At 32.5% G+C, this 19,505-nt stretch carries 18 protein-coding genes; 5 read left to right on the top strand and 13 right to left on the bottom strand.

Annotation, left to right across the window (positions count from 1 at the left end; genetic code table 11):
- The first annotated feature begins 154 nt into the window (after positions 1 to 154).
- Positions 155 to 1,411, top strand: a complete 1,257-nt coding sequence (locus X925_RS08150) for an IS110 family transposase (protein ID WP_121959674.1) — start codon at positions 155 to 157, stop codon at positions 1,409 to 1,411.
- A gap of 421 nt (positions 1,412 to 1,832) precedes the next feature.
- Here the strand turns inward: X925_RS08150 and X925_RS08145 are convergent, their stop codons facing one another.
- From X925_RS08145 to flgB, 12 genes are all read right to left on the bottom strand, one after another.
- Positions 1,833 to 4,490, bottom strand: coding sequence for a CBS domain-containing protein (locus X925_RS08145; protein ID WP_121959651.1), 2,658 nt, complete (start codon positions 4,488 to 4,490; stop codon positions 1,833 to 1,835).
- A 62-nt stretch (positions 4,491 to 4,552) separates the two neighbouring features.
- Positions 4,553 to 6,307, bottom strand: a complete 1,755-nt coding sequence (locus X925_RS08140; RefSeq protein ID WP_121959650.1) for a M3 family oligoendopeptidase — start codon at positions 6,305 to 6,307, stop codon at positions 4,553 to 4,555.
- A 17-nt stretch (positions 6,308 to 6,324) separates the two neighbouring features.
- A complete protein-coding gene (ribF, locus tag X925_RS08135; RefSeq protein WP_121959649.1) occupies positions 6,325 to 7,215 on the bottom strand; it encodes a riboflavin biosynthesis protein RibF in 891 nt (296 codons plus the stop codon).
- A 2-nt stretch (positions 7,216 to 7,217) separates the two neighbouring features.
- Entirely contained in the window at positions 7,218 to 8,135 is a 918-nt protein-coding gene (gene truB, locus X925_RS08130; RefSeq protein WP_121959648.1) for a tRNA pseudouridine(55) synthase TruB, read from the bottom strand.
- Positions 8,132 to 8,485: a 30S ribosome-binding factor RbfA gene (gene rbfA, locus X925_RS08125; RefSeq protein ID WP_121959647.1), complete on the bottom strand. Its 354-nt coding sequence runs from the start codon at positions 8,483 to 8,485 to the stop codon at positions 8,132 to 8,134. The genes truB and rbfA overlap by 4 nt, the downstream gene beginning before the upstream one ends.
- Entirely contained in the window at positions 8,472 to 9,371 is a 900-nt protein-coding gene (locus X925_RS08120; RefSeq protein WP_158245444.1) for an HDOD domain-containing protein, read from the bottom strand. The genes rbfA and X925_RS08120 overlap by 14 nt, the downstream gene beginning before the upstream one ends.
- Before the next feature lie 51 nt (positions 9,372 to 9,422).
- Complete coding sequence (gene mgtE, locus X925_RS08115; RefSeq protein WP_012209479.1) at positions 9,423 to 10,772, bottom strand: magnesium transporter; 1,350 nt, start codon at positions 10,770 to 10,772, stop codon at positions 9,423 to 9,425.
- Between the two features lie 97 nt (positions 10,773 to 10,869).
- Positions 10,870 to 12,123: an MFS transporter gene (locus X925_RS08110; RefSeq protein WP_369973684.1), complete on the bottom strand. Its 1,254-nt coding sequence runs from the start codon at positions 12,121 to 12,123 to the stop codon at positions 10,870 to 10,872.
- A complete protein-coding gene (locus X925_RS08105) occupies positions 12,120 to 12,332 on the bottom strand; it encodes a hypothetical protein (RefSeq protein ID WP_012209478.1) in 213 nt (70 codons plus the stop codon). The genes X925_RS08110 and X925_RS08105 overlap by 4 nt, the downstream gene beginning before the upstream one ends.
- A 157-nt stretch (positions 12,333 to 12,489) precedes the next feature.
- Positions 12,490 to 12,789 (bottom strand): flagellar hook-basal body complex protein FliE, encoded by a 300-nt coding sequence (fliE, locus tag X925_RS08100; protein ID WP_012209477.1) that lies wholly within the window; start codon positions 12,787 to 12,789, stop codon positions 12,490 to 12,492.
- An 18-nt stretch (positions 12,790 to 12,807) separates the two neighbouring features.
- On the bottom strand, positions 12,808 to 13,230 hold the full coding sequence (gene flgC, locus X925_RS08095) for a flagellar basal body rod protein FlgC (protein ID WP_012209476.1): 423 nt from the start codon (positions 13,228 to 13,230) through the stop codon (positions 12,808 to 12,810).
- A complete protein-coding gene (gene flgB / locus X925_RS08090; RefSeq protein WP_012209475.1) occupies positions 13,227 to 13,628 on the bottom strand; it encodes a flagellar basal body rod protein FlgB in 402 nt (133 codons plus the stop codon). The genes flgC and flgB overlap by 4 nt, the downstream gene beginning before the upstream one ends.
- A gap of 100 nt (positions 13,629 to 13,728) precedes the next feature.
- Between flgB and X925_RS08085 the strand changes: the two genes are divergently transcribed.
- Entirely contained in the window at positions 13,729 to 14,754 is a 1,026-nt protein-coding gene (locus tag X925_RS08085; RefSeq protein WP_012209474.1) for a polysaccharide pyruvyl transferase family protein, read from the top strand.
- Here X925_RS08085 and X925_RS08080 read toward each other — a convergent pair.
- Positions 14,735 to 15,742 carry a WD40 repeat domain-containing protein gene (locus X925_RS08080; protein ID WP_012209473.1) on the bottom strand — a complete coding sequence of 336 codons (1,008 nt, stop codon included), beginning with the start codon at positions 15,740 to 15,742 and terminating at the stop codon, positions 14,735 to 14,737. The two genes, X925_RS08085 and X925_RS08080, sit on opposite strands and share 20 nt — an antisense overlap.
- A 276-nt stretch (positions 15,743 to 16,018) precedes the next feature.
- Here X925_RS08080 and X925_RS08075 point away from each other — a divergent pair, with 276 nt between their 5' ends.
- The 3 genes from X925_RS08075 to X925_RS10475 all read left to right on the top strand — a co-directional run.
- The gene (locus X925_RS08075; RefSeq protein WP_121959645.1) at positions 16,019 to 17,947 is read left to right on the top strand and encodes a hypothetical protein; all 1,929 of its coding nucleotides are present in this window, start codon (positions 16,019 to 16,021) and stop codon (positions 17,945 to 17,947) included.
- A 25-nt stretch (positions 17,948 to 17,972) separates the two neighbouring features.
- Positions 17,973 to 19,073, top strand: a complete 1,101-nt coding sequence (locus X925_RS08070) for a BMP family protein (RefSeq protein WP_121959644.1) — start codon at positions 17,973 to 17,975, stop codon at positions 19,071 to 19,073.
- Between the two features lie 109 nt (positions 19,074 to 19,182).
- Positions 19,183 to 19,505: ATP-binding cassette domain-containing protein (locus X925_RS10475; protein ID WP_233187767.1), on the top strand; the 323-nt coding region annotated here is incomplete at its 3' end.

The following is a 19,505-nucleotide window of genomic DNA, read 5'->3' as shown; positions in this document are numbered from 1 at the left end:
CTAACCGATTACTGCATCACCTTTGATTAGGCCATCAGCAAGGCTATTTTTCATTGGTGGATGCTCATAGAGCGCGAGGTTGCCTTTGGCTGCTAAGATTAGGGCATCTCTTTCTTTCATCCTTTATCTTTATTCGAAAGGTGGTGAAATAACTATGAATTACGACGTTTTATCTACTTTATTCGTCGGTATCGATGTGAGTTCTCTAACTAATACAGTTTGTGCAATTGATTTTCAAAACAACAAACTCCTTGATTTTGAAACTAAAAATAACAGAATAGGTGCTGAATACATCGCTGAGGCTATCGCCAATTGCCTTGTTTCTAACAACCTTGATTATGTCGTTATCGCTTTGGAAGCTACTTCTTTTTACAGCACTCACATAGCCAATTTTCTGTCAACCAATAAGAAACTTTTGCCTTTTAAGCCTCTTGTGTATCAGCTTAATCCAAAAACTACCGCCAATTACAAAAAGACTTTTGTCGATATCGATAAAACAGATCATTTGGACGCTTACGTCATAGCCGATTTCGCTAGATGTGGCAAGATTTCTTCTTCCCCTTGGCGTGGTTCTCAGTTTTTGGCTTTACAAAGGCTCACACGCCATAGGTTCCATTTGGTTCAAACACTCGTTTCTGAAAAGAATTGGATGCTTTCCAACATTTATCTGAAATTCAGTGAATTGGCTGTGAATAATAGGGATAAGCCCTTTTCCGATATATATGGTGCTACGTCTTGTGCTGCTTTGACTGAGTTCTACTCTTTGGATGAGATAGTTTACAAACCCATCGATGATTTAACTCAGTTCGTTATGAAAAAAAGTAAAAACAGATTCAAAGATCCCGTGAAGGTTGCAACACTTCTTAAACAAGCAGCCAAGAATTCGTACAGATTAGACAAAATGGCTTATGAACCTTTGAATATCGCTATCTCTTCTTCCTTCAACGTAATAAAAGCCTTGGAAAATGAAATAAAAACCGTTGATAAGGCTATTGAAAAAACGGTAAAAGGGCTTAATCCCATAGAATATCAATCACTCATCTCTGTCAAGGGTATCGGTCCTGTTATATCCTCTGGTATTATCAGTGAGATAGGTACGATAGCTTCCTTTCAATCTCACGATAGTTTAGCTAAATTTGCAGGACTGACATGGAGAAAACGGCAATCAGGGAATTATTCCTCTGATGAGACAGAAATGACTAAAACAGGTAACCCGTATCTTCGATACTATTTTATCGAAGCAGCTAGCTCCGTTAAAAATTATACCCCTGAGTTCGAAAAGTATTATCGGAAAAAATACTACGAGGTTACCACTCATCAACACAAAAGAGCCCTCGCGCTCACGGCTCGTAAGTTGGTTCGCATGATTTTTGCATTGCTGAGCAAAAATCGAATCTATTCGAATTACTAAGGTGAATAGATACAAGTGAATCTTTTTGTGTTTTCAAGCCTATTTTGTGTTTTTCTGAAAGTATGGGTATTGTCAGTTACGCTAATTTTTAACAATTTTTTTGATTTTTACCTCTTGACATATCACCGATTAGCTCTATTCTTTTGAACTTACTGTCTTTAGAAACTCTAAAAAAAACGGCTACATCTTAAAAGATGTAGCCGCATGGATTAAAACTCAATTAGGAGAATAACCATCTCCCAACCTCATAAGCACCCATTACCGGTGCTTATGATCCACCGGCTACATGGGCGCCTCCTATTGTTATTTAAATTTATTTGATTATAAGAAATGAAATTTTTTTCACAATTAGTCATAAATTCAAAAAACTCCTTTTGCTAAATTTTAGGGATTATAACATAAAAAAATTGAATTGTCAAATTTATATCAAATTTTTTTCTTCGCCAGGTTGTATTTCGCAATTCAAGAGTTTTTTCTTTATTTCTTCTAACTTTGCTTTAATTTGAACACCTTCGTATCCTTTCTTTAGTAAATCTTTCCCCGTGATGGAGAGTTTTAGTTTCTCAATCTTTCGTAAATATTCATAGTATTTTTCCAATAATTCTTCTGGAAGTTTTACAGCTAAAAAAATTAGTTGTTCATTTTGAAAACCGTTGGTTTTTTCATAGAAATATGACAATTTTAATATTTTTTCTTTGTCATTTAAATCTTTGGAAATTTCACTATATACGTTTTTCACTTGCATTAAATTCTTAATAAAATCTTTCGGTAATCCATATCTTTCACTAATTTTTTTGAGAGATTCTTCTGGAGTGTATTGCAGTAGAACATCTAAAACTAGGTGGAATAGTCTGACTTTATTCAGATAACTTGGTAAGTTAGCCTTAAAGTATCCCTTAACATCAAAAAGTTTTTCCAAATCTTTTACTAATGTGGGAGAATAGTAAGTTTTTTCGAACAAGTGGAAAATTATTTTCAGTTTACCCATTCTTTTTACTGCTTTCATTGGTTCAGGTTCTTCTAATATTTTTTCTAATTCTTCTCTTATTCTCATTCCAGTCACTTTTTCCAAATATCCATTTTCCACAGCTTCTTCTAATTTTGTTAAGGTGTTAGGCTCAATTTCAAAACCAAATCTTTGTTCGAACCTTATAGCTCTCAATATTCGAGTAGGATCTTCGATAAAAGAGAGTGGATAAAGTATCCTGATTCTGCCTTCTTCAAGATCTTTTTTACAATTAAAAAAATCCATCAGTATTCCAAAGGAACCCGAATTAAGTTTTATGGCCATGGCGTTTATAGAAAAATCTCTTCTGTATAAATCTTTTTTAATAGTTGATAATTCCACCTTTGGTAATTCTCCTGCTTCTTCGTAATATTCTGTTCTGGCGGTTGCAATATCAATCCTTATTATCTTATTTTCCCCATTTCTATAAAAAATTGAGCAGGTGTGAAATTTAGGATGTTCAATATATTTTGCTCTCAATTGTTTAGCAACATATTTACCAAATAACAAACCATCCCCTTCCACTACTACATCTATATCGTAGGGTATTGACTTTGTACCGTTTGATTTAGAGCTAATCGCTAGCAAAAGATCCCTGACAAATCCTCCTACTACATATACGTTTAACCCCAACTCATTCCCATACAAGCCAATAAGTTTTAGAAGATTAAGAATAGATGTGGGTAGAATTTTTTCCATTTCTTTTTTTAGATTTTGCGATTTATACTTTTCTTCTAAAATTGGGCTAAGTGAAAAATTAAAAACTCCGTTAGTTGCCCTCAAAAGGTCTGTTCTAGTTATTATACCAACAAGTATACCATCTTTTAAAACGGGAATCCTTCCGATGTCTGCTTCTGCCATGATCCTTCTCACTTGATTCAATGAGGTTTCTACATCAGCAACTTTTAAGTTAGTACTCATTATAGCTTTAACAGGTGCATTTTTTAAACCATGTTTCATTGCTTTTTCTATGTCTTTTTTAGTTACAATACCCACTAATTTATTATCAGAAATTACTGGGAGGCCAGAATGTCCTGTTTGAAACATCAATTCATGAGCCCTTTCAACCGTTTCAAATGATAATATGGTTCTTACGGGAGATGACATAATATGCTTTGCTCTTAAAACTGGGACAAAAGAAGATTTTAACTCTTTTTTAATTTTGTCAATAACCTCTTGTATTCTAAGACCTTTTGTTTTAGCTGAACCAGCTTTTTTATGACCTCCGCCACCAAATAAAGATAGTATTTTATTTAAATCTATTTCTTCAATCCTTGATCTTGCAACTATATAAATGCTTTTGCCCATTTTTACAACAATAAACAAAACATCCGGAGTAAGAGTTTCAAACAATTTGTGGGTTATAACGTTTAACCCACCTATAAATTTGTCGATTTCAGAATAAGCGATATGTATTGTTATTTCCTCCAAGGTAAGCTCTTGAACATTGTTATAGAGTTTGTCAAAAAGTTCTTTTTGCTCTTTTGTCATTTCTAACGAAACAAACTCTTCTACCTCTTCTATCCTGGCACCGCCTTTTAATAATTCTGCAGAGATTTGATGATCCAATGACGTTGTTGTAGAATATACAAAATTTCCAGTATCTTCATGAATTGCTATTAAAAAAAGAGTTTCATAAGTATCAGGAAGAACTATTTTGCTTTCTAATAATTTTTGAACAACTAATGTTGTGGCACTACCTACTTCTTTTGAATAATTATTACCTTTGATATTTTGCTCCTTTAACTCTGGATGATGATCATATATGTCAACTTCTATTCCTTGCTCAATAAGAGATTTTATAAATTCAGGAATTCTATTGATATCCGCAGTATCTACAATCACAACTTTTTCGAACTTGTGGTTTTTTATTTCTTCTTGATAATCTTTTATAAAATTATTTTCCTTTTCGTATGGAATATCGTATATATTCAAAAATTCCTTAAGATTTTGCTGAGGTTCTCCTTCAAGTACAATAATAGCATCTTCATATATTAATGATGCCGCAACACATGCAGCAAAACCGTCAAAATCAGCATTTTTATGCGTAGTTATTATAATTTTAGGAACCAAGATAAATTCTCCCTTGGATTAAATCCATTATTTAAAAACATGTTAAATTTGGTTAACTTAATTCAATCTAATTTGCTAATAAATTCCCTTTCTATGAATTCAAAACCTTTTTCCCAAAAATCTTTATTTGAAATGTCAATCCCAATTTTTTTTAGTAATTCTTTAGGTGAATCTTTTGCACCACTTCTAAGCAACTCTTTGTATTTCGGTACAAAAGATTTTCCTTCAACCTTGTACTGTTGGTATAAAGCTAAGACTAATAAATTAGCAAAATTGTATGCATACACGTAAAAAGGTGTTCTAAAGATATGAGGTATACTTGCCCACTCATAGTAATATTCTTTTGGTATTATTACTGAATCACCAAACATTATTTCTAATTCTTTTTTATACAGTTCTGCAAGTTCTTTCCAACTTGCACTTCCATTTTGTTCTATCAAATTGTGAGATGATATTTCGAATCTGGCGATCATATTTTGTCTAAACATCGTCGAAAACATTCCTTCAATATTTGATGCCAGGTACCCCGTTCTTTCTTCTTCTGAAAGAGTGGGTAGTATCTTGTCAATAACCAACATCTCACCAAAGACAGAGGCAACTTCCGCCATCGTTAAAGGAGGGTGATAATTCCAAATGTTTTGTTCAGAGGCTAAAGTTCCATGTATCCCATGTCCCAACTCATGCGCCAAAGTACCTACATCGGCAAGAGTCCCTGTAAAATTCAACAAAATAAAAGGTTTTTTATTTGGAAGCGCATAAGATGTGTAAGCTCCACCTCTTTTACCTTTTCTTATTTCAGCATCGATTCTTTTTTCTTTAAAGAAAGATTCAGCAATTTCTCCAATTTCTTCATCGAACTCGTAATATGAATCTAAAACAATCTTCTGTGCCTCTTCAAAAGAATATTCTTTTTCCACGTTTGTTAAAGGCGCATAGATATCAGCAAGCGTTTGTTCTATACCCAACTTTTTACCTTTCCATCTGTAATATTGGTGAACCATAGGCGTTCTGTCAGTGGTGACCTTTATAACGGTTTCCACAATTTCATCTTCAACTTCGTTGTTCAAGTTTCTCATAGAAATCGGCCTTTGGAAGTTTTTCAAATTAGCCTCTGTGTTGTAATTTTTTACGATAGAATTGTATGTTTTTTCGAAGATGAGGCTATCTTCGTCATACTTTTTAAAGAATTCTTTCATTGCTTGACGTCTTAATTTTAAATCAGGTTTTCTTCTTAAAGCCCTTACTTGTGGATCGGTTAATTCTTTGATTTCCCCATCGATCTCTAACTTGAAAGTATATGAACTTGTTAACCGACCATATAGCTCTTCAAAGCCTCCACGTGATGAGTTGTACATAGCAGCTAATACCTTTTCGGCATCTTCACTCAAGATATGATTTTTTGATTTAATAAGCCGTTGAATCACATGAGTGTAATCTTTCAATTCCTGGTCATGCATCAATTCATTTAATTTCTCTTCACTTTGCTTCAATAACCTCGGCTTCCAAAAGGATGATTCCATTTCTATCTTTGAATCGTAATCTTTAGCCGTGGCATAGAGTTTTTGAGCAGTTTCATCTTGGGTGTTGGAATCATAAAGTAAGTGACAATACTGGTAAGTAAAATTATGCATTTTTAAAATTTTCTCAAACTCTTGGAAGAAATTTTTCAACTCACTTGGCGTCAAAGAAGGGTCAGATAGTTTGTCATAATATTGCTGCTGTAACTTTTTGATTTTTCTCAAGCTTTCTTCGAAATCTTCATTAATTTGTGAGTCCTTGGGTGAAGAATAAAAAAACGTTAAATCCCAAGTAGGCAAAACAGTTCATCTCCCTTCTATATATAATGTTTCTGTATAATCTTTCTAGCTTGATCTTCATCTTTCTCCATAGCAGCAATTAATTCTCTTTCATTTTTAAATTTTACCTCGTCCCGCAAAAAATCAATTACATCTAAAACAATATAATCACCATATAGATCACCAAAAAAATCCAAAAAATAAACTTCAACTTTCGGGATTTTTTTATATTCGTTAAAAGTTGGCCTTAAACCGACATTCATTAAACCCCACAAGAAACCTGATCGTCCCTTTACATATCCTTTTACAATGTAAACACCAAACTTTGGTAATATGATTTTCTCTTTTTCCCAAACGTTAATATTTGCAGTTGGAAAGCCAAGTTTAAACCCTAGATGCCTATCTTCATAGACTGTACCTTCCAGAGTCCAAGGCCTTCCAAGCATTTCATTTGCCGTCTTAATATTACCTGATTTTAGCTCTCTTTTTATTGCGGAAGAACTAACCCTGTTTCCTTGACTTTTTAAATCTTTCAGTACTTTGACCACCAAACCTTTGCTTTGACTAACAGCTTGTAAATATTCCACATCGCCTAAGGCATCTTTCCCAAAGGTGAAATCTTCACCGCACACTATTGCTTTTACACCCTTTTTCATCAATTCTTCAAGATATTGTTCATGGGGTAATCCCCATACTTCTTCTAAATCTTTTACTTCAACCTTAAATCCCAAATCTTCGCAGATTTGTTTTCTTCTCCAACTAGGTAGGATAAGGCCTTCAAAACCTCCAATATACTTTTCAGGAGGATATCTAAACATCAAAATCAAGGGGTCAAACCGTAAATTATTTGCAAGTTGGAGAGTATTTTTCAATATATATTGATGGCCTTTATGTACACCATCAAAGATTCCGATTGTGAGTGCGTACAATTTTATGTCACCTCGTACAGAATTTTATTTATTTTTACTATTCTATCGTTTCTTTCTTCTTCTTTAAAGAGAGTTTTTAAAAATGTTGATTTTTTTTCAGCTTTACCTATTCCTAAAAAATACCCTTTTTCATCGTATATTTTAACGTAATCATTTTTGTTGAAATTAGAAAATTCTAAAATATTATCTTTATAAATTTGGTACCCTTTAATGACTTGTTGACCGTTATTAATCTTAACGTAAGGGAGATCTAAAGCCTCATCCATTTTTAACATTTTTTCCAACGAAACTTCTTCTAACAGAATACTATCTTTTAATTCAAACTTACCACTCTTTATTCTACAAAGTTCTTTGGTAACAGCTCCACATCCTAAAGCATATCCTATATCCATGATTAATGATCTTATGTAAGTTCCAGAATTTACTTCTACATTAAAACTAAATTCTTGTCCTTCTTGTGAAAAATTTGAAAGCTGATATATTTTTACTTTTTTTGGAGGAAGATTAATTATTTTACCTTCACGCGCATATTCATAAAGCTTTTTACCTTTATATTTTTTAGCCGAATATGCAGGAGGAACTTGCAAATATTCCCCCACAAATGAAAAACATATGTCTTTTAAATTAGAGATGTGTTGCTGAGTAACTTCGTTCTTTTCTTGTACTTTTCCTTCTATATCAAAAGTATCTGTAACGATCCCCAATTCAGCTTTTACATAGTATGTCTTTTTTTCGGTTTGGAAAAATTCTAATAGTCTTGTAGCTTTATTTATTCCTACAACTAGTACCCCAGTAGCAAAGGGATCAAGAGTACCAGCATGACCAATCTTCCTAATTCCAAGTTTTTTTCTGATTATTGAGACAACGTCATGGGAAGTAATACCCTTTGGTTTGTTGATTACTAAAAAGCCACTTTTCATTTACTCTCCTCGTTTTTCTCTATTTTCTCTATTAGTTTATTTATTCTTATACTTGCTTCAATACCTTCGTCTTTATGGAACCTTACTTCGGGGGCTTTGAACATTTTAATATTTTTTGCGATAAGAGTTCTAAACATACCCTTTGCGTCGTTTAGAATTTCGATAATAGCATCAACATCTTCATCGAGGGATGAAACATATACATCTAAATAAGATTTATCTTTTGATAGACGTACCATATTTATATCAATAAATTTGTCTTTTAATCTAGGATCCTTTAATTGAGAAAAACCTTGGGTAATTAATTTTTTCATTTCAGACTCAAGCATTTCTCTTCTATACTGAGCCATCAGATGTCACCTCCATATCATCGAACACTTCTTTCATATTCGTAAACTCAGGAGACCTTTTAATAATATCTTTGAATTCTTCAAAATAACTGGAATATTTATTATAATTTAATCCCAAAAAGTTCCAAACCTTTAAATCAACCTCAGGAATATCGAAGCATCCCGAATAACCATAAAAATACAAATTGGTAGTTATATTCGCAACATTTACAATATACAATAATTTTTTTGCTTCTTCATTACTAGACTCTAAGGGATTATCATGATAGGTAGCGGTTGCTATGACTAAGTCCGACATATTCCAATTTTCAAAAAGCTTTTTACCAATTTGCTGATGTGAATAAGTTGATAACATATTTTCTGCCTGAAAAAAAGAAATTTTTTCGTGTTGAGCAACTTTAATGACCATCTCAAAAACATCGGGCATGATATGGGCCATTACTACTTTACTAAGATCATGCAAAACACCACACATAAAGGCTTCTTCTTTATCAGGGGAATTAAGATATTTTGCTAAAAGTTCTGAGGCCACTCCAGTTGAGATCAAGTGAACCCAAAAATGCTGTGTATTGAAAAAAGGTATTTCTTGAGAAAAATAATTCTCGACGGTAAAAATACTTAAGGCTAAATTCCTTACCGTTTTGAACCCGAGTAGATTTATCGCTTGTGTTAGTTTCGTTACTCTCTTAGGTAGTGCATAATAAGCCGAATTAGATAGTCTTAAAATCTTTGCAGTTAAAGCAGGAGATTGAACGATCATATTATGCAAGTCATTTATATCAGCATCGGGATCGTTGGCTATGTTTATAATTCTTTGTACAATAAAATCAGGCGTAGGTAATTCTTTAATTTTTTTGGTGATCTCTTGAATATCCATTTCGTTCATTATATCAGTTCCTTCCATCAAGTTCTAATTCACTTTTTTGTTGTTTGTTATTCATAACAAATCTTTAAGAAGTAACGCGGAAATAGAAAAATAAAAAAACATACTTAGTATATCCATCAAAGTAGAAATAAATGGTCCAGAGATCAAAGCAGGATCTAAATGTATCTTTTTGGCAAGAAAAGGTAGTATGGCTCCTAAAAGATTTGAAATCATAACTACTATAATTATAGATAAAGATAAACTCAACATAATTAAGGGTTCTCGAGTATTGACTATTGATCTTAAAAACATGATTACTCCTAGAATTATACCTAAAATTATACCAGAAAAAAACTCTTTTCCTAAAACCTTTTTAAAATCATCCTCTTCAATATCTCCAACTGCCATTGATCTAATTACTATAGCAGACATTTGACTTCCAGTATTTCCGCCTATGGCGTTAATGGTCGGCATAAATGCTGCTAATACAGTAATTTTCTGTAGAACGTCTGAAAATCCTTCAATTACAAAAACAGCAATACTCTCAAAAAGTAGTAAAGCACCAAGCCAAATTACTCTACTTTTTACAAGTTCCCAAATCGAAGTATGAAAATAAGAAGTCTCTGTTACTCCTACTGCTGCCATTTTTTGGATATCTTCTGTGGCTGATTCTTCTAAAACATCTACAATATCGTCAATGGTTATTATCCCTACCAGTCTTTTTTCGCTATCTGTTACTGGAATAGCTAAAAGATCATAATCTTGCATGACCCTTGCAACTTCTTCCTCATCATCGTAAACCGTTGAATAGATTGGGGTTTCATTCATTATATTTTTTATAATCTCATTCTCTTCTGAAAAAATCAAATCTTTTAATTCTACTGTCCCCTTCAATTTTCTAGTGTTATCTATCACAAACAAAGTGTAGATAGTCTCTTTTTTATTGCCTTCATCCTTAATATGATTAAGCGCTTCTTTAACTGTCATACTTTCTTTGAGATCCAAAAAATTTGGGTTCATTATCCTTCCTGCAGAGTATTCTGGATAATTAAGAAGAATAACAGTGTTTTGCCTCTCTTCAGGAGAAAGATGGGCAAGTAAGCGCTTTACTACGTTGGCAGGAAGTTCTTCTAAAAGATCAGCTCTATCATCTGGTTCCATATTTTCTATTATTTCTTTCAACTTATCTTCTTTAAAAAGAGAAAGTAGTTCCATTTGATCATCTTTCTCTAACTGAGAAAAAACTTCTGCAGCGGTGTCTTTAGGCAAAAATCTGAAAACAACAATTTTTTCATCGTGAGGTAATTCTTCAATCATCTCTACTATTTTTGCGGGTTCTTGTTCTTTTAACAACTCTTTTAGAAGTTTAAACTCCTTTTCGTTTATTAATTTTTTTATATCAACTTTTACTTCAACCTTCAATTTTACTCCTCCTTTCAATCATTACGGTGGTAGATCGAGAAATTCACAGAAACTACCGTGACTATCCATATTTGCATCTCCTTTCTAGCCGATAATTTTACGCTTCTTCAGGCTCTTTTACAAAATAGAAAAGTATTCCTCCAATGATAAACAAAAAGAGCAAGCTTGCAACTCCCCATCTAGAACTCTTCCCAATTTGTGTGAAGATCCCTACTAAAAAGGGCCCCAAAATTGCTGAAAATTTTCCAAATATATTGTAGAACCCAAAATACTCTGCAGATCGATCCTTTGGTATCATGCGACCATAAAGTGACCTGCTAAGAGCTTGAATCCCACCTTGAGAAGATGCTACTAACATAGCTAATATCCAAAATTGGACAATGGTTTCTAAGAAAAAAGCAAAAACAGTGATAAAAGTATAGACAAAAATTGCAAAATATATCAAATTTTTTGTAGAAAATCTCTTGGATAATCTTCCATACAACAAGGCAAACGGAAAAGCTACTATTTGTATCACCAAAAAAGCGACCAGCAAATCGTTGGCGTTAAGTCCAACATCAAGTCCGTAAGAAGAAGACATCCTTATTATTGTATCCACTCCATCTATATAGAAAAAATATGCCAATAAAAAGAGAAAAACATTTTTGTTGCCTTTCATATTCTTTAAAAATTGCGAGAGCCTTTTAAAAGAATCTTTTATTGGAGTTTTCGTTTTTTCTACATAGTATGTTTGCTTAACATTTTTCATGATTGGGATTGAAAAAACAAACCACCACACTGCAGTGATAACAAATGCCAACTTTGTTGCTGCAGTAGTAGATTTAAGGCCGATTAATGAAGGATTCAAGATAAAAATAAGTCCAATTAAAAATGGTATAGTACTACCTATATAACCCCATCCAAAACCGCTAGATGATACCCAATTCATACGTTCTTTTGAAGTTACATCCGTTAAAAAGGAATCGTAGAAAACATTGGCTCCAGAGAATCCTATGCTTGATAAAACATATAACACTAAGGCAAAAAACCATTGTCCTTCTTGAATCAATGACAAAGAAGCTGTAAACACAACACCCATCAAAAGAAAGAAAAGCAAGAACCTTTTTTTATAATCCTTATAATCAGCTAATGTCCCTAAAATTGGTGCCAAAATTGCCACTATCAAAGTTGCTATAGTAGATGAATAACCCCAATAAGCAGTCGATAAATAATCTGGCATGTGAGCAGCGGCATAATCCTTAAAGAATATTGGTAACAGTGCGGTGGTTATAGCAACTGAATACGCGGAATTCGCCCAATCGTACAAAATCCAACTTCTTTCTTCTTTTGTCAACTTTGCCCTCCCCCTTATTTATTATCTTTTTCATCATCATTAATGAATAGATCTAAAGGATCTTCATAATAATTTTCCATCGCTGATAAAATTTCACCGATCTGAGCAAAGTACTCATCAACGTCTTTTTCATCGTAGATTCCTCTTAAGAATTCTTCCAACTTTTCTAAATCTACTTCAGGATTTTCCTCAATGTACTTTTCTGCACTTTTGATTATTTCTTCCATAAAAATCACCTCCTTTCACTATATGCATAAATTATAACAAACTTTTATCAACTTTTTTTAAATTTTAATAAAATATAATAAAACAAAAAGATTGGGTAAAAATACCCAACCATTTAAAGATCAAATTGATAATATTTATAAGGGAGAAAAAACATAATTAAATCTGCATTCTCATTATTTCTTTATATGCTTCAACGATTCTATTTGTAACTTCTGTTGTTAATTGTAACGAAAGAGAAGCCTTTTCTGCAGCAATCATAACTTGATGTATATCCGTTATATTGCCTGCGGCATAATCTGCTGCAACTTTATCAGCATTCTTTTGGATTGAATTTACTTCCTCAATTGCATCTTTTAATAATTTAGAAAAGTCTAAATTTTTATCTTCTTGTTTAGTTTTTTCTGGAGCTAATTTATTGGGGTCAATCCCATTTATTCCATTTATACCTTCTGTCATCAATGCTCACCTCCTTACTTATCTGCCTATTCCAAGGGCAGAATTGTACATGCTTTTGGCTGAATTTACAACCGCTGCATTCATCTCATAAGCTCTTTGGGCAGACATCATATCGACCATTTCTCGTAATACATTGACATTAGGATAACTAACGTATCCTTCAGCGTCTGCATCGGGGTGGTTAGGGTCATATACTAATCTAAAAGGTGAGGGATCCTCTACTATAGAAGAGACCTTCACTCCGCCAAAATTCCTATCTCCATTTGTACTTTCACTGAGTGCTTCTTGAAAGATTACTGCTTTTCTTCTGTAAGGTCCACCTTCTTCTGTCCTAGTTGTATCTGAATTAGCCAAATTCTGAGAAATAACGTCTAACCTAAATCTTTCTGCTGTCATACCGCTTGCAGCAATATCCAAAACCTTAAATAACCCATCCATCATTTACCACCTCTAATAGCTGTTTCATATCTTTGGATTGCATAGGTCGTCAATCTGGATAAAGTGTTGTATTTTAAGGTATTTTGAGTCATTCTTACCAATTCCATATCGGGGTCGACATTGTTTCCGTCATCTCTAAGCGATTTGGAATTATCTATTTGAATATTTGGTTGAATTTTTCCTAAAGATAAGGTATTATTTATGTGTTGGTCTCTATTCACTTTAAGAGTCAAAGCTGAATCTTCACTCAACGCTTTTTGTAACTCGTTTTCAAAATCAACGTACTTTCTTTTGTACCCAGGTGTTTCATAATTTGCTATATTTTGAGAAATCACATTTTGCCTTAAAGATAATGCATCCATAGTATTTGGAATAATCTGAAAATTGATATTATCAAACAATAATTTTCACCCACCTTTATTTTATCTATTTTATTTTTCTTTTCAAAAACAACATTTTCCTAAATAATGATTTTTAAATAATTAATTTGGAGGAAAAAAGATGAAAAAAATTTTTTTAATTGGGTTTTATGGGTACGGCAACTATGGAGATGATCTATTGTTAAAAAGTTTCTTACAAATATTAAATGAAATAAAATTCGATGGAATTATATTCTTACCTCTTGAAAACGAGTTGGAATTCGATGAAGAATATAGATTTCAAATAATCACTGTTCCAAGATTCAATTTCTACGAAATACGTAAAACTATAAAAGAGAGTGATGTTATAATTTTTGGAGGAGGAAACCTTTTTCAATCCGAAACATCTTACAGAAGTTTTATGTACTATTACTATATAGCCCACCTGGGGGAAAAATTTAATAAAACAATCTTACTGTTATCCCAAGGTTTTGGATCTTTTAACCAAAAACGAAGCCTCCAAAAATTAAAGAAAATCCTTTCTTACCCAAAACTTTACGCTAATTTGAGAGATGAAACATCTTATGTCTTTGCAAAAAAATACAATAAAAATATCTCTCTAGGTGTAGATGTAGGACCATATCCTTTTTTAAATTATACTTATAAAAAAACAGACAAAATATCAGTTTGTTTGAAAGAAGAACATGATTTACAGCTTTTAACAGAATTCTTATCAACTTTTGAACATTATACACTTTCCACTTTAGTAATAAATGCAACCCAAGACACATTAAAAAATTATGAATTAGTTGAAAACATTAGAAAAGAAACCAAGGTATCCGCTGAATTCCCTTTTAAAGACCCAAATAAAATAACCAAAGAAATTTCTCAATCTAAAATAATTATATCTGATCGTTTACACAGTGCTCTAACTGGAATCTTTTTTGCTGGGCAAACATTAACTTTCAACAATGTTAAGAATAGAAGAGTCCTAAAAAACATAAAGGAAGATTACAACTTTTTTTATAAAAGCACTCCTGAAATACCCTTTATCTATTACGACACCGTTTCTTCAAATTATGATTTCAAAGAAATTTCTGATATATACAAAGATAAATTACAAAAAACGGTGTTTGATATTAAAACACTCATTCAAAGTATCTTATAACCTGCAACTTCGAAGAATCGGTACAAAGTACCAAAACTACATTATCAGTAGGAGACTCAACGTCGATTGGATAATTGTAGGTATCAATTGTTTGATAGACGTTCGTACCCTCAATTACAAAAAGCTTATTTTCTATATGTGAGATAGCGAATAAGTATTGTCCATTGGGAGAAACAGAAATATCACTAATTGGTACATCATCTAAAATAACGTTGGTTTCACCAGAGGAGAGATCGTAGTAATAAACACCACCCATGAGAGAATTGCCCACAATATTATTTTTGTATATCTCAATGTTTGTAGTGTACCTTCCAAATTGAGCTATTTTAGGCTGTTTTCTGAAATCATTCCTATACAAATTGCCATTGTAATACGAAACCATATAAATGATTCCATTTGATCCTACAATATCTATAGGATGTTCTATATGGTTATAATTTACAATATAAGTATCATTATTAGGAATCAAAAAAAGCAAATCGGTTAAAAACACGTTGTTTTGAAAATTATCAAATAAAGGTATAAAAACTTGGTTGCCTATATTTCTAATTAACGGGCTATGCACAGGAAGGACCATTGATTTTTTTATAAACAGGTTGTAATCGACAATGTATAATTTAAAAGGATTTGTGCCTAATATGTACAATTCGTTGTTTATAAGTTTTATATTTACAGGTTTAGAATCTAAGATTAATTTTTGCATCACCTTGTTGTTTTTGATTTTTAGTAATTCTTTATTGTAATTATCAATAACATAAAAAAATTCTCCATCGAATGCTCCACCCATAGGTAAGATAGCTTGTGTAAACTCAATTTTTTCTAAAGTAAAGATATCTATAAAATGAGCTGTACCTTGGTAATCGGCAATTATCGCGTAATTTTTGCCCAAATCTATATGAAATGCTCTTTCCCCAATGTTGAAATTGTTGACTTCTAAAAAAATTGATTCTGAAAATAAAGACGCTGCCAAAAAAATAGATAGAACCATTAAGAAATGAAATTTTTTTGAAATATCAATCTCTCCTCTTATAAGTATTTTATAGGATTATTTTACCACATCAGATTTTCTCAATCAACATTTAATTACCTTAATTTTTTAATGAAAAAGCTCTTAATCATCTTTAATCGTTTTTAAAAGGATATAATTACTAATAATCAAGTATAATTAAGATAATCCAAGGTTGAACAACTACAAAAAAAATGATATAATAAAATCAATCATTTATTTGTTGTTCTAAATAATTACATAATTTGGAGGATAGAGATGAAGAAATTAGCCATTTTATTAATTACAGTCATTTTTTCTTTAACAGCTTTCACCCTCGATGTTGAAGCAGTTAGAGATGTTTATACATCGCTTATTCAAACCTACAACAGTGATGGTAATCTTTCCAACGAAGAATTCAATTCTTTTTTCCAAGAACTTAACAATTTAGGATTGTATAGATTTTATAGAACTCAAATGATAGGAAGTGCTGAATACGTTGATAGACCTACAAATATTCAAACTTATCTTTCTCAGATTTATGACAATGTAGAGTCTCAATTAACTACAATTGAAGAAAAATTGGCTTTTGCGGGATTCTTAGTGTATGTTCAATCCGATCTTTCTGGCGAACAAATTACACAAGAGATGATTAGATCTATGCCAGCCTACTTTGCAACCGTTCAAGATTATACAAGATCTTTAGAAAATGATGCTTTAACTTATTTTGGCAACGTTATTATATATTCTTTGGGAATTGTTGATACCGCTCCTTTCACTAATATTGAAAGATTCGAATCTAAGGCTGAGATTTTAGATAAAAGATTTTACATATATGAAGGGGAAGCTAATCCTGAATTTAATGAGATAATATTAGAAAATAGAGAAAGTTTAGAACAAGGAATTCAGCAGCTTGTACAATCTGGTATAACTGGAAGGCCACTCCAAATCGCGATAGATCAGCTCTCTTACAATTATGTCAATTCGCTAATAGATGAAACCAACCGCCAAGTACAACAAGTCACTCAAATATTTATTGAGGAAGGCAAGACTGGGACTAATATTTCTTTTATAAGAATTATCATCTATGCTGTTTTGATTCTTATAACTTTCTTATTTTTAAGAAAGTATCTTTGGGTGACAGCTTTAAGTATTTTTGGAGTTGAATTTGTCTATCTTCTGATCTTCTACAATCCTATAAAAGATACAATATCTTCCTTTCTATATGGAAGCTATATAGTTACTTTTGTGTTTTTGTTTTTAGCCGTTTTGCTCTTTAAAAGTTTCGGAAAAAAGACCAATTTTACAGAAAAAATTATAAACTTTTCCATCTTTTTCTTGGTGTTGCTTACTTTATTCGTACCCTCATATTATTCTTACGATCTTTTGATGCAAAATAATACTCAGTTTGATAATTCCACTTTTGAAGCTCAATTATTGAACGATGTTGTTGTTTACCCACATGCTCCATTTCATAAAACTATATCCAGTTTGAATTCATACTTAGGAAGCGAATACTCAAAAGTCAACACTTTTTATAGATCAACTTTTTCATCTTTTTTAGCTGATCTTTTGAACTCACAAGTTTTGTCAAACCTACAAGGATCATCGGTTCAAACAAATAGAGACGGCTTGAAAATTGATAAAGTACAAAATTACCGAAGTATACCACTTGATTTTTCAAAAGAGGTTATTGACTTTGTTAATTCATCAGAAATTGCAGAAAGAAATATCTATAATGAGTTAGACGCATTAAAAGTCCAAGCCAACGATGTGTTAAAATTTTCTGATGCAGAATTCGAATCTAAATTCATAGAAACTTCAAACCAACTCCTTCAATCTACTGATCTAATCGATCCCTTGTTACCCACTATAAAAGCCTTTTTTGACGTAGAAAAGGTCGACAAAATAAATTTAAGAGCCTATAACACTGTTTATGGTACAAAAATCTTTCTTTTGTTTTTTTTAAGTATAACGATTCTTGTCATTTTTGAAGAGAAAATCACAAAATTTGTTTCTTTAATATCTATGTATATAATAAGCATTCTTAGCTTCATACAAGTAACTCCCCTTCAGGTTTTCAGCCAAACTGGCTATCCTAGTATTCACACTGTTGACTACACTATAAACTATATATTTGGAATAATTTTATTACTTTTAACTTCTCTGTTGTTTGTTAGAAACTTTTACTTTCAAAAAAACAAGTAAATTTACCCAAAGGAGGTAGGAAAACATGAAAAAGTTGCTAGTTCTTAGTTTAATCAGTTTAATGTTTGTAAGTTCTTTCGCTTTAAAAGTTATTATGGTAACTGATGTGGGTGGTTTGGGAGACAAGTCTTTCAACGACGGAACATGGGCTGGAGTTCAAATGGCTATGGATCAACTTCCAAATGTTGAGGGAGAAATAATCATTTCCAAGGAACAAACTGATTATATTCCAAATCTAACCAACGCAGCTCAAAGAGGAGATGTAGTAATTGGAGTTGGATTTATGATGGCAGATGCCTTATTCAATATCTCCGCTCAATATCCAGATACATTTTTCATAGGAATAGATATAGAACCATCTCCAGGTCAAACGGTCCCAAACAATTTAGCCCTTTACACCTTCAAAGAACATGAGGCAGGCTTCTTAGGTGGATACGTAGCGGCTGCCATGACCAAAACAGGTAAGATAGGTTTCGTTGGTGGAATAGAAATACCCCCGGTCAAAAGATATGAAATAGGTTACAGAGCAGGAGTTGAAGCCTACAATCAAATCCATGGTTCCAATGTCCAAGTTTTAATCGGGTACGCTGCCAGTTTTGAAGACCCTGCAAAGGGCAAACAGTTAACCCTTTCTCAATACGACAACGGCGCAGATATCGTCTTTGCATGTGCTGGTGCAACAGGTAATGGTGTCATCGACGCAGCAAAAGAAAAAGGAATGTCTTTCTACGGTTTACCAGCAAATGCGCCTCTACAACAGGTTATAGATAAATATTATGAAAAAGGTGAGGGTTACTTCGCAATAGGAGTCGATGTTGATCAAGATTATATGGCACCTGGTTATGTTTTACTTAGTATCACAAAAAAGATCGATGTAGCAACTTTTGATGGTATCAACTCAGCTTTGTCAGCAAGATATTTTCAATCTGGACATAACAACTTAGGTATAGTCGATGACGGTGTTGGAATATCTCCAATGAAATATACCAAGGGACTTATACCAAACGAAGTAATAGCAGAATTGGCATATTTACAATCACTTGCCAAGGAAGGAAAAATCAATATCCCTCAAAGCGAAGCTGAATTAGGTTCCTTTAATGCAAGTAATATAGTTTTTCCATTCTAATTTACTCATTTATTGCAAATATGAGGCGGGATAAAATCCCGCCTATTTTGTAGATTATTTATCAAAGTTTGTTAAAACTTTTATTCCTGAAGTTGAAAGGAGGTTGCAGATGCCTCAAACAGAAAATATCCATGAAGAGTTAAATGACTATGCAGTATACATGAAAGAAATAACTAAAATATTTCCCAGGGTTGTTGCAAATGATAAAGTTACCTTTAAAGTAAAAAAAGGAGAGATTCATGCACTAATCGGTGAGAATGGCGCTGGAAAAACCACTTTGATGAATCAACTCTATGGTTTGTACCAACCCACAAGCGGCGAGATTTACATAAAAGGAAAAAAAGTTGATATCAAAGGCCCTTCTGATGCTATAGACAATGGTATAGGCATGGTTCATCAACATTTTATGCTGGTTGAAAATTTATCAGTTGC

Origin of the sequence: Petrotoga sp. 9T1HF07.CasAA.8.2 (genome assembly GCF_002895585.1) — a bacterium.
In the GTDB taxonomy this organism is placed as follows: domain Bacteria; phylum Thermotogota; class Thermotogae; order Petrotogales; family Petrotogaceae; genus Petrotoga; species Petrotoga mobilis.
The sequence above is the reverse complement of the archived record's forward strand: the minus strand, read 5'-3'. Positions and strand labels throughout refer to the sequence as shown.

Bases quoted from the DNA above. Each gene is read 5' to 3' on its own strand.
- X925_RS08085 (WP_012209474.1), top strand. From the start codon at position 13,729: ATGAAAAAAATTTTTTTAATTGGGTTTTATGGGTACGGCAACTATGGA.
- truB (WP_121959648.1), bottom strand. From the start codon at position 8,135: ATGAAAAGTGGCTTTTTAGTAATCAACAAACCAAAGGGTATTACTTCC.
- X925_RS08150 (WP_121959674.1), top strand. From the start codon at position 155: ATGAATTACGACGTTTTATCTACTTTATTCGTCGGTATCGATGTGAGT.
- flgC (WP_012209476.1), bottom strand. From the start codon at position 13,230: ATGATGGATGGGTTATTTAAGGTTTTGGATATTGCTGCAAGCGGTATG.
- X925_RS08070 (WP_121959644.1), top strand. From the start codon at position 17,973: ATGAAAAAGTTGCTAGTTCTTAGTTTAATCAGTTTAATGTTTGTAAGT.
- X925_RS08120 (WP_158245444.1), bottom strand. From the start codon at position 9,371: ATGAACGAAATGGATATTCAAGAGATCACCAAAAAAATTAAAGAATTA.
- X925_RS08105 (WP_012209478.1), bottom strand. From the start codon at position 12,332: ATGGAAGAAATAATCAAAAGTGCAGAAAAGTACATTGAGGAAAATCCT.
- fliE (WP_012209477.1), bottom strand. From the start codon at position 12,789: ATGACAGAAGGTATAAATGGAATAAATGGGATTGACCCCAATAAATTA.
- X925_RS08080 (WP_012209473.1), bottom strand. From the start codon at position 15,742: ATGGTTCTATCTATTTTTTTGGCAGCGTCTTTATTTTCAGAATCAATT.
- rbfA (WP_121959647.1), bottom strand. From the start codon at position 8,485: ATGGCTCAGTATAGAAGAGAAATGCTTGAGTCTGAAATGAAAAAATTA.
- X925_RS08075 (WP_121959645.1), top strand. From the start codon at position 16,019: ATGAAGAAATTAGCCATTTTATTAATTACAGTCATTTTTTCTTTAACA.